The sequence below is a fragment of the Ruegeria lacuscaerulensis genome (genome assembly GCF_013031245.1).
GTDB classification, from domain to species: domain Bacteria; phylum Pseudomonadota; class Alphaproteobacteria; order Rhodobacterales; family Rhodobacteraceae; genus Ruegeria; species Ruegeria lacuscaerulensis_C.
Genome location: NZ_WPZL01000007.1, coordinates 1 through 25,577 on the forward strand (window position 1 = coordinate 1; position 25,577 = coordinate 25,577).

31 protein-coding genes, 1 tRNA gene and 1 riboswitch are annotated in these 25,577 nt (G+C 58.2%); of the genes, 15 read left to right on the forward strand and 17 right to left on the reverse strand.

Annotated elements, in window-relative coordinates:
• Positions 1-487: 487 nt before the first annotated feature.
• Both GOX66_RS11030 and GOX66_RS11035 read right to left on the reverse strand, forming a co-directional pair.
• A complete protein-coding gene (locus tag GOX66_RS11030) occupies positions 488-940 on the reverse strand; it encodes a hypothetical protein (RefSeq protein WP_170762558.1) in 453 nt (150 codons plus the stop codon).
• A gap of 226 nt (positions 941-1,166) precedes the next feature.
• Positions 1,167-2,477, reverse strand: coding sequence for a serine hydroxymethyltransferase (locus GOX66_RS11035; protein WP_170762560.1), 1,311 nt, complete (start codon positions 2,475-2,477; stop codon positions 1,167-1,169).
• 98 nt (positions 2,478-2,575) lie between these two features.
• On the opposite strand from GOX66_RS11035, the gene GOX66_RS11040 reads away from it, so the two are divergent.
• A complete protein-coding gene (locus tag GOX66_RS11040; protein WP_170762562.1) occupies positions 2,576-3,463 on the forward strand; it encodes a LysR family transcriptional regulator in 888 nt (295 codons plus the stop codon).
• An 83-nt stretch (positions 3,464-3,546) separates the two neighbouring features.
• Here GOX66_RS11040 and dxs read toward each other — a convergent pair whose 3' ends face one another.
• From dxs to GOX66_RS11070, 6 genes are all read right to left on the reverse strand, one after another.
• Positions 3,547-5,475: a 1-deoxy-D-xylulose-5-phosphate synthase gene (gene dxs / locus GOX66_RS11045; RefSeq protein WP_170762564.1), complete on the reverse strand. Its 1,929-nt coding sequence runs from the start codon at positions 5,473-5,475 to the stop codon at positions 3,547-3,549.
• 16 nt (positions 5,476-5,491) lie between these two features.
• Entirely contained in the window at positions 5,492-6,358 is an 867-nt protein-coding gene (locus tag GOX66_RS11050) for a polyprenyl synthetase family protein (protein ID WP_170762566.1), read from the reverse strand.
• Positions 6,359-6,601 carry an exodeoxyribonuclease VII small subunit gene (locus GOX66_RS11055; RefSeq protein ID WP_058272726.1) on the reverse strand — a complete coding sequence of 81 codons (243 nt, stop codon included), beginning with the start codon at positions 6,599-6,601 and terminating at the stop codon, positions 6,359-6,361.
• Positions 6,598-7,524 carry a histone deacetylase family protein gene (locus GOX66_RS11060; protein ID WP_170762568.1) on the reverse strand — a complete coding sequence of 309 codons (927 nt, stop codon included), beginning with the start codon at positions 7,522-7,524 and terminating at the stop codon, positions 6,598-6,600. The genes GOX66_RS11055 and GOX66_RS11060 overlap by 4 nt, the downstream gene beginning before the upstream one ends.
• 69 nt (positions 7,525-7,593) lie before the next feature.
• A complete protein-coding gene (locus GOX66_RS11065) occupies positions 7,594-8,295 on the reverse strand; it encodes a response regulator (RefSeq protein WP_170762570.1) in 702 nt (233 codons plus the stop codon).
• Complete coding sequence (locus tag GOX66_RS11070; protein WP_170762572.1) at positions 8,292-8,804, reverse strand: MarR family winged helix-turn-helix transcriptional regulator; 513 nt, start codon at positions 8,802-8,804, stop codon at positions 8,292-8,294. Before GOX66_RS11070 ends, GOX66_RS11065 begins: the two co-directional genes overlap by 4 nt.
• Before the next feature lie 159 nt (positions 8,805-8,963).
• Here GOX66_RS11070 and GOX66_RS11075 point away from each other — a divergent pair, with 159 nt between their 5' ends.
• The 3 genes from GOX66_RS11075 (at position 8,964) to GOX66_RS11085 (ending at position 11,382) form a co-directional block, all read left to right on the forward strand.
• A complete protein-coding gene (locus GOX66_RS11075) occupies positions 8,964-9,830 on the forward strand; it encodes a branched-chain amino acid aminotransferase (RefSeq protein ID WP_170762574.1) in 867 nt (288 codons plus the stop codon).
• A gap of 126 nt (positions 9,831-9,956) precedes the next feature.
• Positions 9,957-10,907 carry an AraC family transcriptional regulator gene (locus tag GOX66_RS11080; protein ID WP_170762911.1) on the forward strand — a complete coding sequence of 317 codons (951 nt, stop codon included), beginning with the start codon at positions 9,957-9,959 and terminating at the stop codon, positions 10,905-10,907.
• Positions 10,908-11,016: 109 nt separating this feature from the next.
• Positions 11,017-11,382, forward strand: coding sequence for an SPW repeat domain-containing protein (locus GOX66_RS11085; RefSeq protein ID WP_170762576.1), 366 nt, complete (start codon positions 11,017-11,019; stop codon positions 11,380-11,382).
• Positions 11,383-11,400: 18 nt separating this feature from the next.
• Here GOX66_RS11085 and GOX66_RS11090 read toward each other — a convergent pair whose 3' ends face one another.
• Positions 11,401-11,559, reverse strand: a complete 159-nt coding sequence (locus GOX66_RS11090; protein WP_170762578.1) for a hypothetical protein — start codon at positions 11,557-11,559, stop codon at positions 11,401-11,403.
• Between the two features lie 107 nt (positions 11,560-11,666).
• Here GOX66_RS11090 and GOX66_RS11095 point away from each other — a divergent pair, with 107 nt between their 5' ends.
• On the forward strand, positions 11,667-11,861 hold the full coding sequence (locus GOX66_RS11095) for a hypothetical protein (protein WP_170762580.1): 195 nt from the start codon (positions 11,667-11,669) through the stop codon (positions 11,859-11,861).
• A gap of 33 nt (positions 11,862-11,894) precedes the next feature.
• On the opposite strand, the gene cobO is transcribed toward GOX66_RS11095, so the two are convergent.
• From cobO to GOX66_RS11120, 5 genes are all read right to left on the reverse strand, one after another.
• Positions 11,895-12,494, reverse strand: coding sequence for a cob(I)yrinic acid a,c-diamide adenosyltransferase (gene cobO, locus GOX66_RS11100; RefSeq protein ID WP_170762582.1), 600 nt, complete (start codon positions 12,492-12,494; stop codon positions 11,895-11,897).
• Between the two features lie 58 nt (positions 12,495-12,552).
• Positions 12,553-13,488, reverse strand: coding sequence for a DMT family transporter (locus GOX66_RS11105; RefSeq protein ID WP_170762584.1), 936 nt, complete (start codon positions 13,486-13,488; stop codon positions 12,553-12,555).
• A 45-nt stretch (positions 13,489-13,533) separates the two neighbouring features.
• Positions 13,534-14,196, reverse strand: coding sequence for an HD domain-containing protein (locus GOX66_RS11110; protein ID WP_170762586.1), 663 nt, complete (start codon positions 14,194-14,196; stop codon positions 13,534-13,536).
• Positions 14,180-15,280: a chorismate synthase gene (gene aroC, locus GOX66_RS11115; RefSeq protein ID WP_170762588.1), complete on the reverse strand. Its 1,101-nt coding sequence runs from the start codon at positions 15,278-15,280 to the stop codon at positions 14,180-14,182. The genes GOX66_RS11110 and aroC overlap by 17 nt, the downstream gene beginning before the upstream one ends.
• Positions 15,281-15,374: 94 nt before the next feature.
• A complete protein-coding gene (locus tag GOX66_RS11120; RefSeq protein ID WP_170762590.1) occupies positions 15,375-15,815 on the reverse strand; it encodes a 6,7-dimethyl-8-ribityllumazine synthase in 441 nt (146 codons plus the stop codon).
• A 72-nt stretch (positions 15,816-15,887) separates the two neighbouring features.
• Positions 15,888-16,036, reverse strand: a riboswitch (FMN riboswitch).
• A 53-nt stretch (positions 16,037-16,089) separates the two neighbouring features.
• Between GOX66_RS11120 and GOX66_RS11125 the strand changes: the two genes are divergently transcribed.
• Positions 16,090-16,704, forward strand: coding sequence for an FMN-binding negative transcriptional regulator (locus tag GOX66_RS11125; RefSeq protein WP_170762592.1), 615 nt, complete (start codon positions 16,090-16,092; stop codon positions 16,702-16,704).
• 13 nt (positions 16,705-16,717) lie between these two features.
• On the opposite strand, the gene GOX66_RS11130 is transcribed toward GOX66_RS11125, so the two are convergent.
• The gene (locus GOX66_RS11130) at positions 16,718-17,161 is read right to left on the reverse strand and encodes a c-type cytochrome (protein ID WP_170762594.1); all 444 of its coding nucleotides are present in this window, start codon (positions 17,159-17,161) and stop codon (positions 16,718-16,720) included.
• A gap of 483 nt (positions 17,162-17,644) precedes the next feature.
• Between GOX66_RS11130 and petA the strand changes: the two genes are divergently transcribed.
• The 4 genes from petA to GOX66_RS11150 all read left to right on the forward strand — a co-directional run bounded on the left by petA (position 17,645) and on the right by GOX66_RS11150 (position 20,939).
• On the forward strand, positions 17,645-18,229 hold the full coding sequence (petA, locus tag GOX66_RS11135) for a ubiquinol-cytochrome c reductase iron-sulfur subunit (protein ID WP_170762913.1): 585 nt from the start codon (positions 17,645-17,647) through the stop codon (positions 18,227-18,229).
• Positions 18,230-18,240: 11 nt separating this feature from the next.
• The gene (petB, locus tag GOX66_RS11140; RefSeq protein WP_170762596.1) at positions 18,241-19,572 is read left to right on the forward strand and encodes a cytochrome b; all 1,332 of its coding nucleotides are present in this window, start codon (positions 18,241-18,243) and stop codon (positions 19,570-19,572) included.
• 17 nt (positions 19,573-19,589) lie between these two features.
• A complete protein-coding gene (locus GOX66_RS11145; protein WP_170762598.1) occupies positions 19,590-20,375 on the forward strand; it encodes a cytochrome c1 in 786 nt (261 codons plus the stop codon).
• 150 nt (positions 20,376-20,525) lie between these two features.
• Positions 20,526-20,939: a nuclear transport factor 2 family protein gene (locus GOX66_RS11150; protein ID WP_170762600.1), complete on the forward strand. Its 414-nt coding sequence runs from the start codon at positions 20,526-20,528 to the stop codon at positions 20,937-20,939.
• Between the two features lie 12 nt (positions 20,940-20,951).
• On the opposite strand, the gene mtaB is transcribed toward GOX66_RS11150, so the two are convergent.
• Together mtaB and dapF are read right to left on the reverse strand one after the other, a co-directional pair.
• The gene (gene mtaB / locus GOX66_RS11155; protein ID WP_170762603.1) at positions 20,952-22,208 is read right to left on the reverse strand and encodes a tRNA (N(6)-L-threonylcarbamoyladenosine(37)-C(2))-methylthiotransferase MtaB; all 1,257 of its coding nucleotides are present in this window, start codon (positions 22,206-22,208) and stop codon (positions 20,952-20,954) included.
• A complete protein-coding gene (gene dapF / locus GOX66_RS11160) occupies positions 22,205-23,047 on the reverse strand; it encodes a diaminopimelate epimerase (RefSeq protein WP_170762605.1) in 843 nt (280 codons plus the stop codon). The genes mtaB and dapF overlap by 4 nt, the downstream gene beginning before the upstream one ends.
• A gap of 210 nt (positions 23,048-23,257) precedes the next feature.
• Between dapF and GOX66_RS11165 the strand changes: the two genes are divergently transcribed.
• The 5 genes from GOX66_RS11165 to GOX66_RS11180 all read left to right on the forward strand — a co-directional run bounded on the left by GOX66_RS11165 (position 23,258) and on the right by GOX66_RS11180 (position 25,535).
• Positions 23,258-23,333: transfer RNA gene (locus GOX66_RS11165), tRNA-Lys, on the forward strand.
• A gap of 488 nt (positions 23,334-23,821) precedes the next feature.
• On the forward strand, positions 23,822-24,064 hold the full coding sequence (locus GOX66_RS26045; protein ID WP_170762607.1) for a glycine zipper 2TM domain-containing protein: 243 nt from the start codon (positions 23,822-23,824) through the stop codon (positions 24,062-24,064).
• A 443-nt stretch (positions 24,065-24,507) separates the two neighbouring features.
• Entirely contained in the window at positions 24,508-24,681 is a 174-nt protein-coding gene (locus GOX66_RS11175) for a hypothetical protein (RefSeq protein WP_170762609.1), read from the forward strand.
• A 53-nt stretch (positions 24,682-24,734) separates the two neighbouring features.
• A complete protein-coding gene (locus GOX66_RS26050; protein WP_272871509.1) occupies positions 24,735-24,857 on the forward strand; it encodes a hypothetical protein in 123 nt (40 codons plus the stop codon).
• A gap of 459 nt (positions 24,858-25,316) precedes the next feature.
• Positions 25,317-25,535, forward strand: coding sequence for a hypothetical protein (locus GOX66_RS11180; protein ID WP_170762611.1), 219 nt, complete (start codon positions 25,317-25,319; stop codon positions 25,533-25,535).
• Positions 25,536-25,577 lie beyond the last annotated feature (42 nt).

Genomic DNA, 25,577 nt, shown 5'->3' on the forward strand with positions numbered 1-25,577 from the left:
GCGCTGAAGCGGATCCGACTGGAAGTCGGAGGGTTTACTCCAAAGCGTGGATACTCAAAGGTCACCTGACCTCGATGAACATCTAAGGCGCGGCCGCCGCAATTTACGCCGAGCCTGGCTTCATAGCTCCATTCGCGCAAAGTCCGATCTACCTGTCGCGGTCAGTGGGCGTTCTGGCCCACGCCCAGGAGCAGACCCAACAAGGCATCCGGAACCAATGTCTATTTTCCTGTGTGTTTTCTTTGAAAGTATCTCAGCTATAGTGCGAAAAGATACAATTCTCACTGATGCTCCAACGTTGACAAAGCGCGCCACACTGCCGTTGGCGTGAACGCAGCGAAATGGCGCTTTGTTGCGCAAAGCAGTTGTTGGTCGACTACTAGTCGAATATCCACTTTAGGCATGGTTTTTACGATCAGATTGCCCTTGTTAACTTTGGCCTTTAGTTCATCTGGGTTTTCTCAGAAGCGCTGTGGTTCGACAAAGGTCAAATCCTGCTCCCGCAACCAATCTTTAGCAGACAGTCATCGACATCAATGCCCGCCTCAACCGCGGGCTGTGCTTTTTTGAGAATTGCGATCAGATTGCCTTGCATGTCGAGGACACCCACAGTGAAATTGCTCAGGGAAAGCTGACCTTTCCACAGGTCTTTCGCGGAGACGTCGAATTCAAGCCTGTCGATCTGCGCAAGATTGACATCGGAATCCGAAGCACTGGGAAGCGCCAGACCTGTAGTTGAAACCTCGAATGTTCGTCCGATGCCAATTCGTACGTCATCTTCAATCAGAACGTCCCGACCAAGCTCATCGGACAGAAGGCCCTCGACGAAGGCAGTTCTGGGAGAGGACAACAAGGATGACGACAGGAAAAGCCAGACTACAACAACGAGGAACAAAGCAACTGCGCTGAACAGCACCAACCCACGTAATAAAAAGCGCATTCTTGTCTCCTCGCTGCTGAACCAACGCCGCGCTAATCCTGCCCGAGTGGGATTTCTTTCAGGCAAAACAAGTTTCTGCGCTTGTTTTGATCAGCACAATGCCGACAAGGGGGGTGTCTGTCCAGACAAGACACGGGTTCACATCACATTCCGATCATTCGCAGGAGATTGAGCTTTCGAGCTGACATCAGCCATCTGATACAGTTTCGCAATATGGCCCCTCCTTTCACGTATGAACGAACTGCAGCGTTGCGAAGCTGCGTCGCCAGTCCGCCACTTGTGCGGCGATATCCTCGCCCGCCAATCCACGTGCGATCAACGAAGCCAATCTGTCCGAGTCGTCAGACGTCATGCCCCATCTCACCAATTCCGGCGTACCGATGCGCAAGCCATTCATGTCACCTTCTACCTCGGGCGCGGGCAGGCCGATTCCGCAGGCCAGAAATCCTGTCTGACGCAGGGTTTTGGACGCAGCCTGCCCGCCTCCGAAGGATTCAGCCAAAACGGCAAATTGGTGTGAATTGGTGAATCCTTCGCGACCTGTGAATACAGGAATGCCCTTCGCATCCAGGTTTTTGGCCAATGCCCGCGCCATAGAAATCATTTCCGCTGCGTAATCCGCGCCGTAGTCGCGCCAATCAAGCATCGTAACCGCAAGCGCTGCCGATTTTGCGGCATCAAAATTTGCAGTCATGCCGGGAAAGGCAATGGCATCCAGCGATTTCGCGATCTCAGCATCATTCGTTACGATAAGCCCGCCGGCGGGTCCGCCAAGGCTCTTGTACGTGCTCATTGTCATGAAATGCGCGCCTTCGGTCAGCGGGTTGCGCCACGCTTTGCCCGCAATGATCCCGCATTGATGTGCGGCATCAAACATGACTTTGGCGCCGATCTCGTCAGCAATGGCACGGATTTCCTTGACGGGATGTTCGAACAGATTGAGGCTGCCGCCAATTGTGATCAGCTTTGGTTGTTCTTTCTGTGCAAGTTCGCGCAAATGGTCGAGATCGACGGAATAGCCATTTGCATCGGTTGGGGCGTTCACGGTGCGCAGGCCGAACAACCCTGCACATCCGGCGATATGATGCGTCACATGTCCCCCGATCGAGGCGGGAGGCGCGATGATCGTATCGCCCGGTTTACAGGTGGCCATGAAGCCGTAGAGATTTGCAATCGCCCCCGAAGGTACACGGATTTCCGCAAATCGGGCGTTAAACACCTCGGCACACAGTTCGGCGGAAATGACTTCGATCTTTTCAATCGCCTCCAGACCCATTTCATACTTGTCGCCGGGATATCCGAGCGACGGCCGCGACCCGATCCCGGATGACAGAAGGGCTTCGGCCCTTGGGTTCATCACGTTGGTCGCCGGATTGAGGTTAAAGCACTCGTGCTCGTGAATTTCCCTGTTCCTGGTTGCAAGGTGATCGATCCGCGCCAGAAGGTCCGCGGATGATGTGCGCGAAGTTTCGTTCGCGATTTTCTGAACCAGCGTTTCGCACGCCGCAGGAACCCAGTCTCTTCGTTCAACGGTCATATCAATAGCCTCCAAACTCAGGATCAGATTGACCGAATTGAGTGACAGCGCAAATCAGATTTGCTATTTCATGGCGTAGAAAAACTAAGGCTATCGATATGGCTGTCCACCCCCGTCGTCCCAAAGGGCCACCCCTCAATGCTTTGCGGGCCTTCGAGGCTGCTGCGCGGTTGCAGAGTTTCGTGGCCGCGGCCGAAGAATTAAACGTCACACCCGGTGCGGTCTCGCAGCATATCAAAGCGTTAGAAGGTTGGGCAGGGACAGCATTGTTTGTGAGAAACCCCCAGGGTGTCGCATTGTTGCCCGCAGGGAGAAGTCTTGCAGATGAATTCACACAGGCTTTCGATCATCTGGCCGCTGCAACGCAAAGCCTGCGAAATCTGGCTCCGAGCCCGGAAATCCACATAGCGGCCTTGCCCTCAGTTGCGCAGCTCTGGCTACCCCCGCGATTGGGAAAGCTGCGCGAGCTTCGACCCGACTTGAACTTCTCGATTACGGCGCTGGAGAATCCACCACGCCTGTCACGAGAGCTTTTCGATATGTCCGTTTTCTTCTGTGGTCTTGACGAATTCGAAGATCAGATCGTGCTGGCGGAAGATCCCATCTTTCCTGTCTGCTCGCCTAAACTGACGGATAGTTTTCGGTTGGACACCATACCATTGTTGCATGATCAGACGTGGAAAACCGACTGGATGCTGTGGTCGGAAACAACAGGAGTGCCTGTCGGTGATCCCTCGCGTGGGCCACAATACTCGCTTTATGCACTTGCCGTCGAAGAGGCCAAATCCGGCGCAGGTGCCCTGATGGGGCATGGTTGCCTGATCGAGAAAGCGCTTAAATCAGGGGAACTGATGCGGCTTTCAGCGAAAGATGGTTCAACCGGGCGGGCGCTGACCGTCCAGCTTCCGCACCCGTCCAGACGGCACCCGGACATCGAAGAGGTCGTCGGTCTGTTGCGCGATATCCGGATACACCGTGAAAGCTGACTTTGACCGGGTTGACCAAGCGCAGATATCCTTGAAGCTTTGGCGATCCCGAGAACGAAACCCGATAAATTCGTCTGTGCAGATCAGGCGCGCTTTTCGCCAATGGTGGTCACGCCCAGCACAGACAGCACCTTGGCTTCAATCTGCTCGGCGTTCATGCCTGCCACCGCATACATGTCTGCCGGGCTGGCCTGATCAATGAAGATATCCGGCAATACCATCGAACGGTATTTCAGCCCGTGATCGAATACACCTTCGTCAGCCAGCAGTTGCGCCACGTGGCTGCCGAAGCCGCCGACAGCGCCCTCTTCGATAGTGATGAGCGCTTCGTGGTTTGCGACCAGATCCAGGATCATGTCCTGATCCAACGGTTTGGCAAAACGGGCATCGGCGATGGTGGGGGTTATGCCCCGGGCTGACAGGGCCTCGGCTGCTTTTTGAACCTCGGCCAGACGCGTGCCGAAAGACAGCAGTGCAACCCGTGCGCCTTTTTGGATCACGCGGCCCTTGCCGATTTCCAGTGCCTCACCACGTTCGGGCAGATCGACGCCCACACCCTCGCCGCGCGGGTAGCGAAAAGCGATGGGTCCGTCGTCATGAGCGGCGGCTGTGGCCACCATATGCATCAGTTCCGCCTCATCCGCAGCGGCCATGACGACCATTCCTGGGAGATTGGCGAGATAAGCAATGTCGAAGGCCCCCGCGTGTGTCGCGCCGTCGGCCCCCACCAGACCCGCACGGTCGATGGCAAAGCGCACCGGCAGGCGCTGAATGGCCACATCATGCACAACCTGATCGTATCCGCGCTGCAGGAAAGTGGAATACATCGCGCAGAAGGGCTTCATCCCCCCGGCCGCCAGCGCCGCTGCGAAGGTCACACCGTGCTGTTCCGCAATCGCCACGTCGAAACAACGTGAGGGGTACCGTTCGGCAAAAAGGTTCAGACCAGTGCCGTCCGGCATCGCGGCGGTAACGGCAACGATCTTGTCATCCCGTCCAGCCTCATCCGCCAGCGTCTTGCCAAAGACCGAGGTATAAGAGGGCGCGTTGGACGGGGCTTTTTTCTGTTCACCCGTGACAACATCGAATTTCGCGGTGGCATGGCCTCTGTCGCGGGCCTGCTCGGCCGGGGCATAGCCTTTGCCTTTTTTCGTCAGCACATGAATCAGGATCGGACCCGTCGCCCGCGCCTTGACCGTGCGCAGAACCGGAAGCAGCTGATCCATATCGTGACCGTCGATCGGGCCGAGGTAGGAAAAGCCCAGCTCCTCGAACAACGTGCCGCCTACTGCCATGCCCTTGAGCATTTCCTTGGCGCGCTTGGCACCTTCGCGGAAGGGTTCGGGCAGCAGCGATACCGCGCCCTTGGCTGCAGCTTTCAGATCATGGAAAGGCGCCTCGGTATAGATCCGGGACAAATAGCTGGAGAGCGCGCCAACCGGCGGGGCGATGCTCATCTCATTGTCATTCAGAATCACAATCAGGCGTTTTTTCAGGTGGCCCGCGTTGTTCATCGCCTCAAAGGCCATGCCCGCCGACATCGACCCGTCGCCGATCACGGCAATTGCGTCGCCCAGACCTTCGGGTGTGACGCCGCCCAGATCGCGGGCGACGGCAAATCCCAAAGCTGCACTGATTGAGGTCGAACTATGTGCCGCGCCGAACGGGTCATACGGGCTCTCGCTGCGTTTGGTGAACCCGCTCAGGCCATCTTTCATACGCAGGGTGCGGATACGGTCACGCCGTTCGGTCAGGATCTTATGCGGGTAGCATTGATGTCCTACATCCCAGATGATCTTGTCGCGCGGGGTGTCGAAAACGGCGTGCAGTGCGGTGGTCAGTTCGACCACACCCAGCCCCGCGCCCAGATGCCCGCCTGTGACCGAAACGGCCGAGATCGTTTCGGCCCGCAACTCGTGTGCGATCTGATTCAACTGCGCGTCCGAGAACTGCTTGAGGTCCGCTGGGCGGCTCACAAGATCAAGCAATGGCGTGTTCGGACGTTCAGACATGTGGCGCGTTCCTGACTTAGCTGTCCCGGGCAATAACGAAGCGGGCGGCGTCCTTCAAGGTTTCAGCCGATGCACCGTACCCATCCAGCGCGGCGCAGGCCTGATCCACCAGGTCGGCAGCGCGGTCCTTGGCTGCATCCAGACCCAGCAACGAAACAAACGTGGCTTTGCCTGCCTCGGCGTCCTTTTGCAGACGCTTTCCGGCCTTTTCGGCATCGCCTTCTACGTCCAAGATGTCATCGGCTATCTGAAAGGCAAGGCCAAGGGCTTGCGCGTAGCGGCATAGTGGCTCCGGATTTGCCTGCGCCAGACGCGCGCCCGCACAGGCTGACCATTCGATCAGTGCACCGGTCTTGCCCGCTTGCAGGTGTGTAATCTCGTCCAGCGTTAACGAATTCGACGCTGTTTCCGCCGCGATATCCAGCGCCTGTCCAAGCACCATCCCCTGAGCGCCGCTTGCTTTGGCCAATGTCAGAGCCAGCTCGGCCCGAACCTCCGCATCGCCGACCTCTGGCCGCGTGCATAGCTCAAAAGCCAGCGTCTGCAACGCGTCGCCGGTCAAAAGGGCGGTACCCTCGTCCCACTTCACATGAACGGTCGGGCGTCCGCGACGCATGTCATCGTCATCCATGCAGGGCAGATCGTCATGTACCAGCGAATAGGCGTGCAAGGCCTCAATCCCCGTCGCCGGCCAGATCGCGCGGCCCGCGTCGATATCATGCAGGCGTGCACTTTCAAGTACGAGAAACCCGCGCAGCCGCTTGCCGCCCTGCGTGGCATAGGCCATTGCCCGCGTCACATTCAGATCGTCCAGCGCCCCCAGCACCAGGTCGAAATGGTTCTGAATCCGCACAGCATCCTGCGCCAGAATGTCCTGAAACATTTACTGACCTTCGACGGGAGTCGTCCCGGTCGGCTGACCGTTTGCGTCCAGAGTGATCGCGGCCACTTTTTCCTCGGCCCGCTTCAACTCATCCTCGCAGCGCTTTTTCAATGCCGCCCCGCGTTCATACAATGCGATGGATTGGTCCAGCGCCACGTCACCACGCTCCAACTGGCCAACAACGGCCTCAAGCTCTTTCATCGCCTGTTCAAATGTCATCTGGTCTACAGGGGTATCGGTCATCGGGCTGCCTTCATCAATTCTTCCACATGGGCGCGTGTGGCCTCGGCCAGTGCGTTCAGATCATACCCGCCTTCCAGAGTCGAGACGATACGGCCTTCGCACAGCTCCTCGGCGATCTTGCACAGCTCGGCGGTGATCCAGGCGAAATCGCCGGTGGACCAGTTCAGATTAGCCAAAGGGTCGTCCTGATGCGCGTCAAAGCCGGCGGATATGATGATCAGTTCGGGTTTGAACACCCGCAGCCGCGGGAAGGCTTGCAATTCGTAGGCAGCGCGCATTTCACCACCTCCAGTTCCGGGAGACAGCGGGATGTTCAGAACCGTTTCAAAGGCACCGGTTTCATCCGGGCGCCCCGATCCGGGCCACAATGGCATCTGCTGGCTGGTGATCACCAACGCGCGCTTTTCATCCCACAGCAGGTCTTGTGTTCCGTTGCCGTGGTGCACATCGAAATCGACAACGGCCACGCGTTGCAGCCCGTGATGATCCAGCGCGTGTTTTGCCGCAAGCGCCGCATTTCCAAACAGGCAAAACCCCATCGCGGTTTCTGTTTCCGCATGATGCCCCGGGGGACGGATGGCGCAGAAGGCGTTCCGAGCCTCTCCGCCCAGCACCATATCCACAGCGCGCACGACCGCGCCTGCGGCGCGATAGGCGGCGTCGACTGAGCCCGAAGACATGAATGTATCACCGTCGATCTGGGCAAACCCGTTCGTCGGTCGCACCTTCTGTATGTCACGGATGTAGCTTTCAGGGTGCACCCTCAACAGGTCGTCATCCGCCGCCAGAGGAGCCGTCACCCGGTTCAGATCCAGGGCCTCAAGCGCGTGCAGGATATGCTCCAGCCGCGCCACCCGCTCCGGATGTCCGTCCGGTGTCACATGCCCAAGGCAATCTGCATGGGTCAAGAGGGCGGTTTTCATCGAAATCCCCTGTTCATATGGCCAATTTTTTCTTCACCAAAGGTATGAAATCGCCGCGTGACGGCAAGATCAGTCCGGTGCCAACATATACCCAGCCCCACGTACGGTCTGCAGATACCGTGGCTGTTTCGGGTCCTGCTCGATTTTGCGGCGCAGGCGGGTAATCTGAACATCCACCGCCCGCTCCTGCGCCTGCCCTTTGTCGCGGCCCAGATCTTCGACCAGCTTGGCGCGGCTGATCGGCTCGCCAGGCTGAGCTGAGAAAATCTTCATCAACTGGCTCTCGGTCGCGGTCAGGCGCACGGGTTCTTCGCCCTGCCACATCTCTCCCCGTTCCACGTCATAGCGGATCGGGCCGAGATTCAGAATTTTGGTCGCCGTATCCTGAGCTGGTGTTTCCGGCATTCGACGCAGGATGGCGTTGATCCGCAGCAACAGCTCTTTCGGCTCGAACGGCTTGGCGAGGTAATCATCCGCGCCGGCCTCAAGCCCCGCGATCCGATGCTCGGTCTCGCCCCTCGCGGTCAGTAACAGGATAGGCGTCGCGTGTGTTTCGCGCAGCGACCGGGTCAGGCTGACGCCGTCCTCGCCCGGCATCATCACATCCAGAACGATCATGTCGAAATCCAACCCTGACAACACCCGTCGCGCGTGCGCGGCATCGCGGGCGGCCGTCACAAGAAATCCGCTCCGCATCAAGAACTTCTTGAGCAGATCACGAATGCGCTCGTCATCGTCGACGATCAGCAGATGGGCGTCCATATCGCTCATGAGGTTGTATCCCGCAGTTTCGTATATGCATGACGCATATCAGCATCCATCATCGCTTCAAGCACTTTACGAAACCCTGACACGGCCTCAGGTCCCGCCTCTTTATAGGCGGCACGCATCCGCACGCGCTGGGCTTCGGACAGCTTGGCCTCTAACGCCTTGCCTTGTTCCGTCAGAAATAGGTGTCTTTCGCGTTTGTCCACAGTGCCGACCCGGCTTTCGACCAGACCATCGTCGATCAGCGTCCGAAGCACCCGATTCAGAGACTGTTTTGTCACCCCAAGAATGGCCAGTAGGTTGTTGACCGTTGTCCCCGGCGCACGGTTGATGAAGTGGATGGCCCGATGATGCGCACGCCCATATGCCAACTGCGCCAGGATGCGATCGGGGTCGGCGGTAAAGCCGCGATAGGCGAAGAACATCGCCTCGATACCTTGCCGCAACTGTTCGTCGGTCAAAAATAAAAGACTTTCGCCGCCAAAGACTTGGGCGGGGCGCGTATCCGACATATCATGCCTCATTCGTTACACTGACCGACTTTATGTCAGCGTTATTGACATTCCAAGAGTGGACGGGTATCGAATTGCAGTTTTTGCGCAACTTTATGTCCGGTTCGGACTTAACTGGCGCAATAATCGAAAAATTCAACCCGGTTCAGGAGGTTTCGCATGGCGGGTTATGATGATCGCGACGGTGTTATCTGGATGGATGGCGAACTGGTGCCCTGGCGCGAGGCCAATGTGCACATCCTGTCCCATGCGATGCACTACGCGTCCTCGGTCTTCGAGGGTGAGCGGGCCTACAACGGCAAGATCTTCAAAAGCCGCGAACATTCCGAGCGTCTGATCGCGTCGGCCGAGGCGCTGGACATCCCGATGCCCTACACGGTCGATCAGATCGAAACCGCAAAGGAAGAAGCGCTGAAAGCCAGCGGGTTGCAGGACGCCTATGTGCGGGCGCTGGTCTGGCGCGGCTCGGGTGAGGATATGGGCGTGGCCTCGGCTCGCAATCCGGTGCGCATGGCCGTCGCGGTCTGGCCCTGGGGCGCCTATTATGGCGACGCCAAAATGCAGGGCGCCAAACTGGACATTGCGGAATGGAAACGCCCGAGCCCCGAAACCATCCCGGTTCACGCCAAGGCGGCGGGTCTTTACATGATCTGCACCATCTCGAAACACAAGGCTGAGGCCAAGGGCTGTTCGGACGCTCTGTTCATGGATTACCGCGGTTACGTGGCCGAGGCGACCGGGGCCAACGTGTTCTTCGTCAAGGATGGCGAGGTCCACACCCCCCTTGCCGACTGCTTCCTGAACGGTATTACCCGCCAGACCGTGATCCAGATGCTGAAGGACAAGGGCATCAACGTGATCGAACGCCATATCAAGCCTGAGGAAATGGCCGATTTCGAACAATGCTGGCTGACCGGCACGGCTGCCGAAGTCACTCCGGTGGGTCAGATCGGCGACTACACCTTTGAGGTCGGCGACATCACCCGCGAGATTGCCGAAGAATATGAGGCGCTTGTGCGCGCCTGACCGTTCATGGCGATGTGATTTGAAACCTCCGCGTTTCGCGGGGGTTTTTCTTTGCCTGCAGTTCAAGCTTTTGTGCAGATCGTTCAGGTGACTGGACGAATGCGCGGGTCAGTGTACGTTACGCCCATGTTGGACCTGCTCAGCGATATCCTCACCCGCTTGTCTCTGCGGGGGACATTCTATTTCCGCACCTCATTCACGCCGCCTTTTGGTGTTCAGGTGCCAGCATATCAGAACGTCGCCCGGTTCCACTTCGTTCAGCGCGGTGAGTTGAAGGTTTACGTCTCTAACACAGGGGAAACACTGCGCCTGAGGCAGGGTGATCTGATCCTGATCCCGCATGGTGCTGCCCATGCCTTGCTGTGCAATGAGGTCAAACCACTGGATGCTTTGCCGCTGGAACAGGTTCTGGAGGAGTCAGGATATCAGGGCGACGGTGTCCTGATCTATGGCGGCGAGGACAAGAGCCGCGACACCCAGCTGATCTGCGGCCACTTTTCCTTTACCGGTCCACCGGGGCGGCAAGGTACCGGGCATATGCTGATCGACCGCCTGCCTCCCTACATCCTGATCGAAAACTACGGCGAGGAGGCCGGCGCCTGGATTGAGGCGACCTTGCGCATGATCGGTTCCGAGGTCAGCGGCGCCCGGATCGGCGGCGATCTGATCGCGCTGAAATTGTCCGAAGTGCTGTTCGCGCAGGCCATCCGAGCGCATCTTGAACATCAAAGCCCCAGCGACACAGCCCTGGCCGGGTTCGCAGACCTGCGCGTTTCGCGCGCGTTGACCGCGTTCCACCAGGCCCCCGCGCAGGACTGGAGCGTCGAGTCGCTGGCGCGCGAGGCCGGGATGTCGCGCACCGCATTCGCCCAGCTGTTTGCCGAGAAGATGAGCACGACGCCGATGCAGTACCTGACGGACTGGCGGATGCAGATCGCCTGTCACGGCCTGACCGAGGCCCGCTGGAACGTCGCGGATGCCGCTGCCGAAGTGGGCTATGCTTCCGAGGCCGCCTTTTCCCGGGTATTCAAGAAACAGGTCGGACTGTCCCCGGCAGCGTACCGGGCTATGCACTGAAGAGACTGGCTTTCGAACGATCTGCAAAGTTTTGCGAACGATCCGGGCTAATACGTTCGGGAACCCTGTCCTAGCTTGAAGCCATGCCAAGCAAGGAAAGGAAATTTCAATGTCTGTCCGTTTCGTTACCCGCACCGTTCACGCCTATCTGGACTACCCGGTCGCCCTGGCACTGATGGTGCTGCCCTTTGTTCTGGGACTGGGGCAATCCAATCCGATGGCCTTGTGGCTGTCCGTGGCCACCGGAGCCGCAGCCTTTGTACTGACTGTTCTGACCGACCATCATCTGGGGATTTGGCGAGTTCTGCCCTACAAATTCCACCTGGCCGCTGATCTGCTGGTCGGCGTCGTGTTTCTGGCCGCGCCCGGCCTGTTTGGGTTTTCGGGCCTGGATGCGATTTATTACTGGCTGAACGGCGCGGCGGTGGTCGCCGTTATCTCGCTCAGCGCGCCGGAACAAGGCGTCGCCGCCTGAGCACATATTCCACAGGTGTCACAAGATAACTTTGGAGCATTCAGGAATCTGGGCCGCTTGTTTTAAAACAGGCGGCTCACTGCCGCTGACAAATTCACGGCGCGTTTTTCTGATCTTGAAATTTCCGACAAAAACAATCAGATAACGAGCAAGGCCAGATGTTTGAACGTCCAGCATTAGCTTTCGAGGCGGTCTGCGAGCCTAGCGTATGATATGGTGAGGGCGCGCCACCGCCTCGGAAACGACGCGCCGGGTTGAACTGACGCTGGAGAAAGGGGATGGAAATGGGCGATCCGCTTGACGAAATTCTGGCACGGCATGAGGCAGCCACCGCCTGCGGGTGCTGCTGCGACGATGATTTTTGTGCCTATGTCGAAAAGAAGAAAACCGAGGAAGATGAATCTGCGCCTCTGTTGCCGGCCAGTGCAGCCAGTCAACGCGGTTCGGTCAGGTTTCAGTACGAAAACCCGCAAGGGTAACAGCCCCGCATTGGGGCTGTTTAGACCCTAAACTTAGAAATCGACGCCGCGCTGGGCTTTGATACCGGCCTGGAATGGATGTTTTTCTTCGGTCATTTCCGTGACCAGATCAGCATAATCACGCAGCGCCTGCGGAGCGTCCCGTCCGGTCAGAAACACGCTGGTTTTGTTGGATCGGGCATTCAGTCCGTCAATCACCTGCTCGACCGTCAGATATTCATACCGCAGGGCTATATTGATCTCGTCCAGAACCACCAGGTCGTACTCGCCGCTTTCCATCAATGCACACGCCTTGTCGAAGGCCGCGTTTGCTGCGGCGATGTCGCGCTCGCGATCCTGCGTGTCCCAGGTGAAACCTTCGCCCATAGTATGCCATGTCACCAGATCACGCTCTTCAAAGAACCGCCGTTCACCGGTCTTCCACTTACCCTTGATGAACTGCACGACCGCAACCTTCTGCCCCCAGCCCAGAGCCCGGATGACCACGCCAAAGGCCGCCGAGGACTTGCCCTTGCCCTTACCGGTGTTGATCAACACCAGCCCGCGTTCGGGGTCGATGGCCTCCGACACTTTCTTGCGGTGCTCGGCCTGCACCTTTTGCATCTTTTCCTTGTGGTCTTGTGCGTCGCTCATCTTGGAAACCTTTTCTGATGTTGGCCTCAAACTAAGCGAAGTTTGGCAAAGGTAAAGGTCAGGCTTTCGGGTCCGTGACCGCCCGCGCCTTGCCGCGTTCCAGCCCCAACTGGTGCTCACGCAGGATGACCAGCACGTTGCCCGCGATGACCAGAGCGGCCCCGCCCAGCATGACCAGCGTTGGCAGTTCGTCGAACCACACATAGCCGATCACAATTGCAAACAGCATGGTCGTATAGTCATAGGGCGCCAGCATCGAGGCCTGTCCGAACCGGTAGGACGAGGTTACGAGGATTTGCGCCACACCTCCAATCAGCCCCATGCTGATCAGGATCGCAGCCTGTTCCCACGTCGGCATGGTCCAGCCCCAGAGTGCGGTCAGCGCAGATAGCAGCGTGGCGGTCAGCGAGAAGTAGAATACGATGGCGGCGGGGTGGTCGACCTGTACCAGTTGTCGGATATGAATCTGGACAAAACCGCGCGCTATCGTGGCGGCAAGTACGCAGAGCGCGCCAATTGTGGCGGCAGTATCCATGTTGTTGCCGCCCAACCGTGGCCAGATCATGATCAGAACGCCCAGCAATCCGATTGCGACGGCACCGATGCGGATCATGCGGATGCGCTCGCCGAGAATGATGGCCGCCAAAATCAGTGTGAAGATTGGCGTGGCGTAGCCAATCGCGGTGACCTCGGGCAGGGGCAGCAGGCTGAGCCCGGTAAATGTCAGGCCCATGGCGCTGGTGCCGAGAACCCCGCGCCAGAAATGGCCCATGGGTTTCCTGACGACCAGTCCTTGCGCCAGTTCACCGCGGTAGATCAGCCAGCCAATGATGACAGGAACGGCGAAGAGTGAACGAAAGAACACCATCTCTCCGGGCGGGAAATCATCAGACAGCGCTTTGACCAGCGCCTGCATCGACGTGAACAAAACCAACGCGCTGAGCTTCAGCGACACGGCCAGGACGGGTCGATGCGATGTTAAGGGTTTTGCCATCGGCGCGAACCTGCGCCTTTGCGGCGGAAAGATCAACGGCTGGAGTCAGCGCGTCACCCAGGATCGCGGCAGAGTGCCGCCGATCTCTTCGGCGAATTCCTCAAGGAAGCGAATCATGCGCTCGATCCGCTGTTGCGCGATCTGTTTTCCGGTCTCAGTCAGCATTTCGTCGGGCAGGCTGAGAAGTTTGACTTTCCAGTGATCGAGCGAGAAGTGCAGATCGTCCAGAGGTCTGCTTTCCGCAAACGGGTCGGCCGGATCATAGAGCGACCGTCCCAATGCTCCTGAAACGGAGAAATTACGCGCGACACCGATTGCGCCCAACGCATCCAGCCGATCGGCATCGCGCAGAATGCGCGCCTCGATCGTCTCAGGGGTGATATTGGCCGAGAAGCTGTGTGCCTCAATCGCGTGCTGAATGGCACGGACCTGGTCCTGATTATACCCTAGATCACCCAGAATAGACTCTGAATCCGCCGCTGACCGGCGCGAGGCCAGATGGCGGTCGGGATCGTCTTTCGGCAGGTTCACCAAATCATGCAGATAGCTGGCCGCCAGCAGCACAGGCATATCGGTCTCGTGATCCGCGATGGCCTGTGCATTCACCCAGACCCGGTCCAGATGGGCCAAATCGTGGGCGGGGTCCGTCTCCATCCGCTGCGCAACAATGCCGCGCAGTTGGCTGCGCAGATCAGCCGATCCGTCCACGGTTCTCTCCAATCTGGCCGCGATGCAGCAACAGGTGGTCGAGGATCACACAAGCCATCATCGCCTCGCCCACCGGCACAGCGCGGATGCCGACGCAGGGGTCGTGACGGCCTTTGGTGATGATCTCGGTCTCTTCACCGGACTTGGTGATGGTCTTGCGGGTGGTCAGGATTGATGAGGTCGGCTTGACTGAAAAGCGGACCACAACATCCTGCCCGGTCGAAATACCGCCGAGGATACCGCCGGCGTGATTTGAGCTGAATTCAAGGCCGTCCTGCCCCATGAAAATCTCATCCGCATTAGCTTCGCCGGTCAGGTCGGCAGCGGCCATGCCTTCCCCGATCTCTACGCCTTTAACCGCGTTGATCGACATCATTGCAGCCGCCAGATCAGTGTCTAACTTGGCATATACCGGTGCGCCAAGGCCCGCAGGTACACCGCGCGCCACAACTTCGACCACTGCCCCGACCGAGTTGCCGGATTTGCGCAGATCATCCAGATAAGTTGCCCAGTCCTCGGCCGCCTGCGAGTCGGGTGTCCAGAACGGGTTCTGTTCGATCTGCGACAAGTCGAAATTGCCGCGGTCGATCTTATGCGGACCGATCTGGGTCATATAGCCGATGATCTGCACGTCGGGCGCGATCTGTTTGATCGCTTCGCGCGCCAATCCGCCTGCTGCCACTCGCGATGCAGTTTCGCGGGCCGAGCTGCGCCCGCCGCCACGATAATCCCGGATGCCGTATTTCTGCCAATAGGTGATATCGGCGTGACCCGGACGGAACTTGTCTTTGATGTCACCGTAATCCCTGGAGCGCTGATCGGTGTTCTCGATCATCAGCTGCACCGGCGTACCAGTGGTCTGGCCTTCGAACACGCCGGACAGGATTTTCACCTGATCGGGTTCGCGCCGCTGGGTGGTGAACTTGTTCTGCCCCGGTTTGCGCTTGTCCAGCCAGTGCTGGATCATGCCTTCGTCAATCGCGACACCCGGCGGGCACCCGTCGACGGTCGCGCCCAAGGCGGGCCCGTGGCTTTCACCCCAGGTGGTGACGCGGAAAAGATGTCCAAAGCTGTTCATCGACATAAGGCGTGCTCCTTTGAGGATCGTGATTAGCGGGCAAGGCCCGTGGCCTCAAGCGGATTTGCGGTTGGGGCAGTCAGGCCCCAACCCTTTCACGTCACGCGGCCGAAGCCAATCCGGAGCGGGTCTCGGTGATTTTCAGCGCCGCCTGTGCGGCCTCGCGTCCTTTTTCCACGAAATGCGCGCAGTAGATGGCGTTGTGGTGATCGGTTTCCTGATACTGATGCGGGGTCAGCGATACCGATAGAACCGGTACGCCCGTGTCCATCCCTGCGCGCATTAGCCCGTCAACCACGGCCTGTGCCACGAATTCGTGGCGGTAGATGCCGCCATCCACCACAAAGGCGGCGCAGGTCACGGCGGCGTAGCGCCCGGTCTGGGCCAGATCGCGGGCCAGCAGCGGCATTTCGAATGCGCCGGGGACGTCGAAGACGTCGACCTGTTCGGCGGGGATTAGCTCCAGAAACCCGTCGAGCGCCCGGTCGACGATACCGGAATGCCAGTTGGCTTTGACAAATGCATAGCGGGTGTGTGTCATCATGATCTCCTTTCGCAACAGACACGTCACCCAAGGCGATCACGAGCAGACACTCCGCATTACGGCGTGCCAGCACGTTCTCTTTCATCCGGACTTTAACCGTCGGCTCTGGCTTCTCACCAGATCTGCTTGTCACCCCTAAAATCGGGGCCGCTCGCGGGCTTACGGGTCAAGGCCCGCATACCGCCGGTGGGGAATTTCACCCCGCCCTGAGAACGCGAGGACCTTGCCAAGGACAGGGCGGTTCTGCAAGAGATTTCACAGGAGGAACACAATGCACCCCAACCCCGCCTTCCGCGCCGAAGACCTTACGCGCCACATCGCCTTTGCGCGCGACCGGGCGTTCGGGGTTCTGGCGTTGTCAACGGGTGAAGCACCATTGCTCAGCCATGTTCCCTTTTTGCTGAGCGAAGACGGCTCGGTGGCCGCGCTGCATCTGGTGCGGTCGAATCCGATTGTGCGAGCGTTGAATGAACCGCACGTTGCCCGGATCGCGGTGTCCGGGCCGGACGGGTATGTCTCGCCTGACTGGTATGGGGTCGAGGATCAGGTGCCGACATGGAACTATGTGGCAGTGCATCTGACCGGCCAGCTTGAATTGCGCCCTCAGGAAGAATTGCGTGATCTGCTGGATCGCCAATCCGCGTTCTATGAGGATCGGCTGCGGCCGAAGCCGCAGTGGAGCACGGGCAAGATGACCCCGGATGCGTTGGATCGCATGATGCGCATGATTATTCCCTGCAGAATGCAGGTGACCGACATACAAGGCACCTGGAAGCTGAACCAGAACAAACCGGACGAAGTACGCCTTGCTGCGGCGGGTCACGTCGAAACTGACGGTATTGGCAGCGAGATCGGGCAGCTGGCCACGTTGATGCGGGAAACGTGACCAGCCAAACTGGTCAGTTGCTGAATGTCGCCAGATATGCCGCGATATCATCGGCTCCCTTTTTCAGCTTGACGCTCATGTTCGGACGCGCGGTTTCGTCATCCAGGTATTCCTGAATGAACCCAATCGGGTCCTGCGAATAGGCTGAGATGTTTTCCTGTGTCCAGATCAGGCCTTCCTGACCAGCCCGGATCATGTCGTCGGTGAACATCCCCACCGGCAGACGCTCACTTCCGTACAGGTAATCGTTCTCGGACCCGGCCACGCGGCCGACGACACCAAAGAGATTCGGCCCGGTGATGCCGCCTTTGACCAGAACCTCGCCATCTTTGATGATCGCGTGGCACGAAGAGCAGCGGTTGTAGAGTTTTTCACCTTTCGCCGGATCACCGGCGGCTGTGGCCTGAGACGAAACAGCCAGCGTGAAGGTCAGTACGGTTGCAAAGAGCTTTGACATGGGGAACGTCCTGCTGAGGTTAGGTTTTCCCCGGCCTTCATGCATTCCCGTTAAAAGTGCAATCGAAATCAGGCGCATCTAGGCCTTTGTAAAATATCTATTTTAAACTCAATATTTACGGGGCTCAGAATCTCGCAAAAGTTGAAAATTACATGGCAAAATCTGGTCAAAGTAATGAAGATTGAGGGCCGTTGCGCGGGTTGAGACCCGATGTCTGAACAGCTTTCCGTGGATTACGCCCAAGCCGAATCACATCGAATCGGATCCGGGGGATCGGCGGATTTCCCCGTCTAACCCCGTCCAAAACTTGAAATTTTAACCCTTCGTTGTGACATGAATGCCCAGATGCGGCGTAGTGCGCGCCTATGACCGCTGGACGAACCGATTTCTCCCGGCTAGATAGCCGCGATGAGACGCCGCTTTGATGCGGTGCTGATGCATGTTTGCCCGGCATACCCGGGCGCCGGAATCGGAGAAAACCTCGTGTCCCACGCAGAAGACCACGAAGGCACCCGCAGAGATTTCCTCTACTACGTCGCTGGCGGCGCAGGTGTCGTTGCGACGGGTGCAGCCGTATGGCCCCTGATCAACCAAATGAACCCATCGGCAGACGTTCAGGCTCTGTCCTCGATTCGCCAGGATGTCAGTGGTGTCGAGCCGGGCACGCAGCTGACCGTCAAATGGTTGGGTAAACCAGTATTCATCCGTCACCGCACCGGTGCCGAGATTCAGGAAGCGCAGGAACAGGACGCCGAAGGCGTAGATGCACTACCTGATCCGCTGGCCCGCAACTTCAATCTGCCCGCTGATGCGCCTGCAACTGACGCCAACCGTGTGATGCCGTCGCCCGAAGGCGAAGCGCCCGGTGCCTGGATCGTTCAGATGGGCGTCTGTACCCACCTGGGCTGCGTACCTCTGGGTGATGCCGGTGATTTCGGTGGCTGGTTCTGCCCCTGCCACGGTTCGCACTATGACCTTGCCGGTCGTATCCGCAAAGGCCCCGCGCCTGAAAACCTGCCCGTCCCGCCCGTTGAATGGCTGGACGCGACAACCATCAAGCTCGGCTAAGGGAGACCCAGATGTCCGGAATTCCCCACGATCACTACGAGCCGAAGACAAATGGCGAGAAGTGGCTGAACAGCCGTCTGCCCATCGTCGGCCTGCTGTATGACACCCTGATGATCCCTACCCCCAAAAACCTGAACTGGTGGTGGATCTGGGGCATCGTTCTGGCGTTCTGCCTGGCGCTGCAAATCGTCACCGGTATCGTTCTGGTGATGCACTATACCCCGCATGTTGATCTGGCCTTTGCCAGCATCGAACACATCATGCGCAACGTGAATGGCGGCTATATGCTGCGCTACCTGCACATGAACGGCGCGTCGCTGTTCTTTGTTGCGGTTTACATCCACATCTTCCGCGGCCTGTTCTACGGGTCGTACAAAGCCCCGCGTGAAATCACGTGGATCATCGGGATGCTGATCTATCTGATGATGATGGGCACCGCCTTCATGGGCTACGTTCTGCCCTGGGGCCAGATGTCCTTCTGGGGTGCGACCGTGATCACCGGTCTGTTTGGCGCGATCCCGTTCATCGGTGACGCGATCCAGACCTGGTTGCTGGGCGGGCCTGCGGTGGACAACGCCACGCTGAACCGCTTCTTCTCGCTGCATTACCTGCTGCCGTTCGTGATTGCGGCACTGGTGATCGTGCACATCTGGGCCTTCCACACCACCGGCAACAACAACCCCACGGGTGTTGAGGTGCGTCGCGGTTCGAAAGCCGAGGCCGAGAAAGACACCCTGCCGTTCTGGCCCTACTTCGTGATCAAGGACCTGTTCGCGCTGGCCGTGATCCTGGTCGTGTTCTGGGCCATCGTCGGCTTCATGCCGAACTATCTGGGCCACCCGGACAACTACATCGAAGCCAACCCGCTGGTCACGCCTGCACACATCGTGCCCGAATGGTACTTCCTGCCGTTCTACGCGATCCTGCGTGCCTTCACCGGTGAGGTTTGGGTCGTTCAGTTCGCCAGCTTCATCACCGGCGGCATCGTCGACGCCAAGTTCTTTGGTGTGATTGCGATGTTCGGTGCGATCCTGGCGATGGCGCTGGCACCCTGGCTGGACACGTCGAGCGTGCGTTCGGGCAAGTACCGTCCGATGTTCAAATGGTGGTTCTACCTGCTGATCATCGACTTCTTTGCCCTGATGTGGCTGGGTGCGATGCCCGCGGAAGAGCCCTATGCGACCTTCTCGCTGATCGCGTCCGCCTACTGGTTCGCCTATTTCTTCGTGATCCTGCCAATCCTGGGTGTCATCGAAAAACCCGAGGCGCAGCCGGAAACCATCGAAGAAGACTTCAATGCGCATTATGGCAAGGCTGACGCCGACGCCACGCCGGCCGAGTAAGAAGAGGGACCGGAAACATGTTCAAGAAACTTGCAATCGGTGCCGCGTTTGCCATCGCCCTTGCTCCTGCTGCGTCCTTCGCAGCAGGTGGCGGCGAGCAGCATATCGAGGACTTCCACTTTTCGTTTGAAGGCCCCTTTGGCACCTGGGATCAAAACCAGCTGCAGCGCGGCCTTCAGGTCTACACCGAGGTCTGCGCGGCCTGCCACGGCCTGAGATACGTGCCCCTGCGCGACCTTGAGGCGTTGGGTTATTCGGAAGAAGAAGTCATCGCATATGCGGCTGATAACTTCGAAGTGTTCGACCCCGAGCTGGATGATTTCCGCCCGGCGATCCCGACCGATCACTTTCCGGCCAATGACGGCGTTGGCGCACCGGACCTGAGCCTGATGGCCAAGGCCCGCGCCGGATTCCACGGCCCCTATGGTCTGGGCATCAACCAGCTGATCAAAGGCATGGGTGGCCCGGAATACATCGCCTCGCTGCTGGATGGCTATACCGGCCACGAAAAGGAAGAAGCGGGCGCGGTTTTGTACGAAAACACCGCCTTCCCGGGTGGCTGGATTTCGATGGCACCGCCGCTGGGTGAAGATCAGGTGGAGTTCGCCGATGGTCACCCGGCCACAGTCGAAGCCATGTCCGAGGACGTTGCGGCCTTTCTGATGTGGACCGCCGAGCCCAAGATGATGGAACGCAAATACTCCGGCTTTGTCGGCGTTGTTTTCCTGACCCTTCTGTCGGTGCTGCTGTACCTGGTCAACAAGCGCCTGTGGGCCACTGTGAAAGGCAAAAAGAAGGACTGAGTCTGACGGCTCACCCCTGAATTTCAAAAGGCCCGGTGGAAAACGCCGGGCCTTTTTTTGTTTGGTTGCTTCCCGGTGCTATACTCGCACAGCCCTTCTTAGTTTCAGGGGCGGCGCATTTTCAGCGAAAATCATTTGGGAGAGCGAATTATGGGCACGCAAAGCAATGTCAAAAAGCTACGGACAGCCTTCGCGGAATGGAACGACAGCAAGGCCTCAGATATCGGGATGTGGAAGAAATACACGACCGAAGATCTGTGTATGCGTTCCATCGGTCGCGGGCAGTATGGGCTGGACTTCAGTTGCGCGCGTGACGGTCAGGCCGAGATGCAGGAGTATCTGGAGGACCTGACCAATGCTTTCGAAATGCAGCACTGGACCCTGAAGGACACCATTGCGCAAGACGACCGGGTCGTTGGCCTCGGCGTGTGTGCCTGGACGCACAAAGGCACCGGCAAGACGGTCGAAACACCGATTGTCATCATTTGCCGGTTCCGCGACGGGCTGGTTTGTGAAAACGAGGAATTCTACGACACCGCCGCCGTATCTGCTGTCACCGGCTGAGCGGTCTCTGCTTCAGGCAATCAGCTGCGTTTCGGTGCAACCGGAAACCTGTGCCGTCACGATCTGCCCTTCGGTTTGCGGAGATTCGAAGGATACCTCAGTGAATTGCTCGGTTCGGCCCATATGCGGGTTTTCCATCAGGATGTGGTGGGTTTGGCCTATCTGGGAGGCCAGATGCTTAGTGACCTGTGCTTCACCCGCAGCACGCAGGCGTGCCGCACGGTCTTTGATGATCGTGCCGTTGATCTGCTGCGGTATACGGGCCGCCGGAGTGCCTTCACGCTTGGAATAGGGAAAGACGTGCAGCCAGGTCAGATCGCACTCAGTCACCAGTCTCAGCGAGTTTTCGAAATGCGCCTCGGTTTCGGTCGGAAAGCCCGCGATGATATCGGCGCCAAAGGTCATCTCGGGGCGCAGCTTGCGGGCGTCTTCGGTAAAGCGGATGGCGTCATCGCGCAGGTGGCGGCGCTTCATCCGCTTCAGGATCAGGTCGTCGCCATGTTGCAGCGACAGGTGCAGATGCGGCATCAGCCGTGGCTCTGTGGCGATGGCCTGCATCAGGTTCTCGTCCACCTCGATCGAGTCGATCGAACTGATCCGCAGGCGCGGCAGGTCGGGCACCAGTTTCAGAATACGCATCACCAGATCGCCCAGCTTGGGCTGCGCCGGTAGGTCGGCCCCCCATGAGGTCAGATCAACACCGGTCAGAACAACCTCATTATAGCCCTTGTCCACCAGCCGCTTGATCTGGTTCACCACCACGCCCGCCGGGACGCTGCGCGAGTTACCACGGCCGTAAGGGATGATGCAGAAGGTGCAGCGATGGTCACAGCCGTTTTGGACCTGCACATAGGCGCGCGAGCGGGTACCGAACCCGTCGATCAGGTGCCCGGCGGTTTCCGTGACGGACATGATGTCATCGACCTGAACGGTCTCGGTTTCTCCGATGAAATCCGCAGCCATGCCTTTCCAGGTGTCGGGCTGCATTTTCTCGGTGTTGCCAATCACGGCATCGACCTCTTCCATCCCGGAGAAGGTCTCAGGTTCGGTCTGTGCCGCACAGCCCGTCACGATCAGCCGAGCGTGGGGATTTTCCCGCCGCAGCTTACGTATCTCCTGCCGCGCTTTGCGTACGGCCTCGGCCGTCACAGCACAGGTGTTCACCACCACGGCGTCGGCAAGACCAGCTTGTTGAGACAGTTCTTTCATCGCCTCGGTCTCATAGGCGTTCAGGCGGCAACCCAGCGTGGTGAATTTGGGGGCTCTCATTCCAGCGTCCTCAGAAATTCCGTCGTCAATGTGCCCGAGAAGACGTGGCAGGTCGGTCCGGTCATCCAGACCCCATCTTCGCGCCAGTCGATCCAGATCGTGCCGCCATCAAGATCAACCTGCACCCGGCGCCCGGTCAGCCCGCGGCGCGCGGCTGCAACCGCTGTCGCACAAGAGGACGAGCCTGAGGCCAGTGTTATTCCCACCCCCCGTTCCCACACGCGCATGCGGATGTGATCCGGTCCGACGACCTGCGCCACCTGCACGTTGGTGCGTTCTGGATAGAGCGGATGATATTCATACCGAGACCCAAATTCCGTCAGTGGGATGGCTTCGGCATCCTCAACAAAAAAAGTGCAGTGCGGGTTGCCCATCCCGGTGGCGGTCGGTGCGCCCTCAATCGGCAATTCCAGCGTATCGACTTCTTCGGCCAGCGGAATCTCGTGCCAGTCCAACTGTGGTTGGCCCATATTGACCGAGGTCAGGCCGTCCCCGGCGTCGTGCGCCAACAGGGTTCCGCGCTCGGTGGTCAGGGTCAGGTCAGATTTACCGGTTTCTTCCATCAGGAACCGCGCGATGCACCGTGTGGCATTGCCGCACGCGGCCGAGGTCGAACCGTCCGCATTGTAGAACACCAGATGTGCATCCGATTCACCGTTTTCGATGACCGCCAACTGGTCAAAGCCTACGCCGAATTGCCGGTGCCCAATTCCCCGCGCCAGCGTGGGTGAAATATCGACCGACTGTGCACGCGCATCCACAATGACAAAGTCATTGCCCAGCCCGTGCATCTTCATGAAGGGCAATCCGGTGGTCAGTATTCGTTGCATGGCGGGCATATAACCCCGCGCTGGAAAGGAATCCACCCTGCAGTGAAGATTCCTGAAAAAAGGGGTTGACCCCCCCGCGCCACCTGCCTAATTAAGCCGCCTATCGGGACGCCGGAAACAAGTTAAGTGACGGCGAAACGAGGTGCAAATAAGGACTTGAACCCGGTCGGGAAAATGCCTTAGAGAGCGCCACGGATCGACAAGATCCAACGAAAGAGTGGGCCGTTAGCTCAGTTGGTAGAGCAACTGACTTTTAATCAGTGGGTCGCAGGTTCGAATCCTGCACGGCTCACCACTTTTTTAAATGAAAGCAATGTTTTATCTGGCTTCATGCGGAGAGCCTAAGGTGTATTCTGCTCGCCGGAAGCAATACGTAAGCACCGCAACATACATTGAGGCGTGCCTTTTTGGTCACTAAGAGAGATCGTTGTGAGCCAAGCTCGGAAAGCAATTCCAGTGGGTACGCGGAATAGCAAGAGACCTACTGGTTAGGCAACGTCGGACGCTCTAGTCGCCGTTGATCACACTTTGGTTCTTTGTCCTTGCAGAAAGTCGAACGCGACGGAAATCGGACGTTGGGATTGCCGACCATGAAATTCAGGTGAGTGAATTAAGCTGTGGTTCACCCCAGAACCGCATGAAGATATTGCTCAGCCAACGAATTACCCGTCATTGGGCGGGTTATTGCTTCTGGACCACCGGCGGGTTGGCGAAAGGTTCGGCAGAACCTACATGTCTAAAAACAAGAGGCCGAGACATACGAACGAACGTAAGGAAACCGACATGAAGAAGACAACGGTAGCTTGCCTGCTTGGTGGCGCATTGCTCTTGGCAGCATGTGGAGCCCCGACAACGCCAACTCAGGCTCAAGCACAAAACGACGCTCGGTGTGCTGCTGGTGTTCTGGGGGGTGCAGCTCTTGGTGGCGTCTTGGGCAACCAGATTGGTGCAGGCACGGGTAAAACCCTCGCTACGGCGGCAGGCGCTGGACTTGGAATGTATGCAGGCCAATCGGCTTGTAACTGACGAAAAGATACAGGCAGCAAAAGTGAGGGGTTGGCCGAAAGGCTGGCCTTTTGCTTTTCCTTCGTGTGTTCATGCGCTGCGTAGCGGCGCCGGCGTGCCAAATTGAAATCTGCTCCGGTTCGATCCCGCCGTTCGCTGCTATTCGCTTAAAACGATGAATTGAGCCCGTTTCTGCCGTAGTCTCAAATTCACGCATTTGCAAACGCGCCACGACGGTCCGGCTTATTTGCGGACTTTCACGATGCAATTTAGTGCTGCGGCGCAGCAATCGCGAGCCGACCGGGTGCAACCAATTGGTCCTGAGCCTTGTAATACCGCAATCTGACTTGTTCAGAACTTTGGTTGGTTGCTTCGGCCGCAATTGCAAGACGGCGGACCATCTATCAGAATCGCGGAAACTAGGATATGAAGTCTCAAATTGATTTATGCATAGAGGCTTTACCATGACATTTGTCCGCACCCAGGCTGAATACCGTGCTGCGCTCCGGGAAATAGAATACTTGTGGGGATCGGAACCGGATACTGACGAGGGCAAACGGCTGGAAGAATACTTGTCGGCGGTCGATCATTACGAACAGCATTCCGGTCAGGCACCAGAGAAGCAGGTCTTGGCTTAAACTCTTCGTGGCTTGCCGCTGTGGGTGCTGCTCACTGCTTCGGGAGAAAAGATATGAACAGGAATTTTATCATTATCGCCGCGGTCCTAGTTGTTGTTCTGGCTCTTTCCATGATGAGGACCGACAGCGAGGACGCAGGGGGTGAGGAGCCCGCACCTGCTGCAGCCCCGGAATAAGTGTGATCCCCGGCAAAGACAAAGCGTGACGGGCTAATCTTGAGTTGGGCGCTTAGCTGTGCTTGACGGGTGGGCTGGAATTCTTGTGCGCTATACGAACTCCAATCTGGTGGAGCGGTAAACCATTATCACGCACGCCATCCCGTCCAAGCCCGTTGAGCTTGAGCAAAAGGAGCCTTGAGGCTGCATAAACACACTTCAGCGCATCTCGTCAAAATGATGGAAAAGCGCGAAATCTGATTGCTCTGTATGGCCGGAAATGGTTCTGAAATTGCCGGAAGTGGATCAAATGCTGGCAAAGCTGAAAGAGAGAACTGGCAAAGGAAAACACATACCGTGGGGGTTGCCTCGATTGTTACTGCGTGGGCGTATGGCGGGTGCGTATCTGGTTGATGCGGTGAGGCAACAGGTCAAGCTGCAAGTGATACCAGCACGACCCGCAGATTGAGTCCTGTGCCAATGCCTGAGCGAATACACGCCGTTCGCGCGGCGGGTTTCCGCGCCGTAAACACACCCTCTCTTTGCGCTACGCCAGAGTTGCTCTATGGAGTGCACTGCGTTTTGATGGGGGTCAAAATGAAGCTCAGCGCATTGGAAATTATTTGTATACTTCTGGCAAGCTCGGTCGCGGTTGCCGGGTTTGTGACGGCTGCAAACGCGCTGATTTCGGTCATTTGAGGTTACTAGACCTGCCTGTTCAAGGTGGCTTCCGTTTTGCTC

Excerpts from the sequence above, each read along its gene's own strand:
- GOX66_RS11030 (WP_170762558.1), bottom strand. The coding sequence starts at position 940 with ATGCGCTTTTTATTACGTGGGTTGGTGCTGTTCAGCGCAGTTGCTTTG.
- GOX66_RS11035 (WP_170762560.1), bottom strand. The coding sequence starts at position 2,477 with ATGACCGTTGAACGAAGAGACTGGGTTCCTGCGGCGTGCGAAACGCTG.
- GOX66_RS11040 (WP_170762562.1), top strand. The coding sequence starts at position 2,576 with ATGGCTGTCCACCCCCGTCGTCCCAAAGGGCCACCCCTCAATGCTTTG.
- dxs (WP_170762564.1), bottom strand. The coding sequence starts at position 5,475 with ATGTCTGAACGTCCGAACACGCCATTGCTTGATCTTGTGAGCCGCCCA.
- GOX66_RS11050 (WP_170762566.1), bottom strand. The coding sequence starts at position 6,358 with ATGTTTCAGGACATTCTGGCGCAGGATGCTGTGCGGATTCAGAACCAT.
- GOX66_RS11055 (WP_058272726.1), bottom strand. The coding sequence starts at position 6,601 with ATGACCGATACCCCTGTAGACCAGATGACATTTGAACAGGCGATGAAA.
- GOX66_RS11060 (WP_170762568.1), bottom strand. The coding sequence starts at position 7,524 with ATGAAAACCGCCCTCTTGACCCATGCAGATTGCCTTGGGCATGTGACA.
- GOX66_RS11065 (WP_170762570.1), bottom strand. The coding sequence starts at position 8,295 with ATGAGCGATATGGACGCCCATCTGCTGATCGTCGACGATGACGAGCGC.
- GOX66_RS11070 (WP_170762572.1), bottom strand. The coding sequence starts at position 8,804 with ATGTCGGATACGCGCCCCGCCCAAGTCTTTGGCGGCGAAAGTCTTTTA.
- GOX66_RS11075 (WP_170762574.1), top strand. The coding sequence starts at position 8,964 with ATGGCGGGTTATGATGATCGCGACGGTGTTATCTGGATGGATGGCGAA.
- GOX66_RS11080 (WP_170762911.1), top strand. The coding sequence starts at position 9,957 with ATGTTGGACCTGCTCAGCGATATCCTCACCCGCTTGTCTCTGCGGGGG.
- GOX66_RS11085 (WP_170762576.1), top strand. The coding sequence starts at position 11,017 with ATGTCTGTCCGTTTCGTTACCCGCACCGTTCACGCCTATCTGGACTAC.
- GOX66_RS11090 (WP_170762578.1), bottom strand. The coding sequence starts at position 11,559 with ATGCTGGACGTTCAAACATCTGGCCTTGCTCGTTATCTGATTGTTTTT.
- GOX66_RS11095 (WP_170762580.1), top strand. The coding sequence starts at position 11,667 with ATGGGCGATCCGCTTGACGAAATTCTGGCACGGCATGAGGCAGCCACC.
- cobO (WP_170762582.1), bottom strand. The coding sequence starts at position 12,494 with ATGAGCGACGCACAAGACCACAAGGAAAAGATGCAAAAGGTGCAGGCC.
- GOX66_RS11105 (WP_170762584.1), bottom strand. The coding sequence starts at position 13,488 with ATGGCAAAACCCTTAACATCGCATCGACCCGTCCTGGCCGTGTCGCTG.
- aroC (WP_170762588.1), bottom strand. The coding sequence starts at position 15,280 with ATGTCGATGAACAGCTTTGGACATCTTTTCCGCGTCACCACCTGGGGT.
- GOX66_RS11120 (WP_170762590.1), bottom strand. The coding sequence starts at position 15,815 with ATGACACACACCCGCTATGCATTTGTCAAAGCCAACTGGCATTCCGGT.
- GOX66_RS11125 (WP_170762592.1), top strand. The coding sequence starts at position 16,090 with ATGCACCCCAACCCCGCCTTCCGCGCCGAAGACCTTACGCGCCACATC.
- GOX66_RS11130 (WP_170762594.1), bottom strand. The coding sequence starts at position 17,161 with ATGTCAAAGCTCTTTGCAACCGTACTGACCTTCACGCTGGCTGTTTCG.
- petB (WP_170762596.1), top strand. The coding sequence starts at position 18,241 with ATGTCCGGAATTCCCCACGATCACTACGAGCCGAAGACAAATGGCGAG.
- GOX66_RS11145 (WP_170762598.1), top strand. The coding sequence starts at position 19,590 with ATGTTCAAGAAACTTGCAATCGGTGCCGCGTTTGCCATCGCCCTTGCT.
- GOX66_RS11150 (WP_170762600.1), top strand. The coding sequence starts at position 20,526 with ATGGGCACGCAAAGCAATGTCAAAAAGCTACGGACAGCCTTCGCGGAA.
- mtaB (WP_170762603.1), bottom strand. The coding sequence starts at position 22,208 with ATGAGAGCCCCCAAATTCACCACGCTGGGTTGCCGCCTGAACGCCTAT.
- dapF (WP_170762605.1), bottom strand. The coding sequence starts at position 23,047 with ATGCCCGCCATGCAACGAATACTGACCACCGGATTGCCCTTCATGAAG.
- GOX66_RS26045 (WP_170762607.1), top strand. The coding sequence starts at position 23,822 with ATGAAGAAGACAACGGTAGCTTGCCTGCTTGGTGGCGCATTGCTCTTG.
- GOX66_RS11175 (WP_170762609.1), top strand. The coding sequence starts at position 24,508 with ATGACATTTGTCCGCACCCAGGCTGAATACCGTGCTGCGCTCCGGGAA.
- GOX66_RS26050 (WP_272871509.1), top strand. The coding sequence starts at position 24,735 with ATGAACAGGAATTTTATCATTATCGCCGCGGTCCTAGTTGTTGTTCTG.
- GOX66_RS11180 (WP_170762611.1), top strand. The coding sequence starts at position 25,317 with ATGCCTGAGCGAATACACGCCGTTCGCGCGGCGGGTTTCCGCGCCGTA.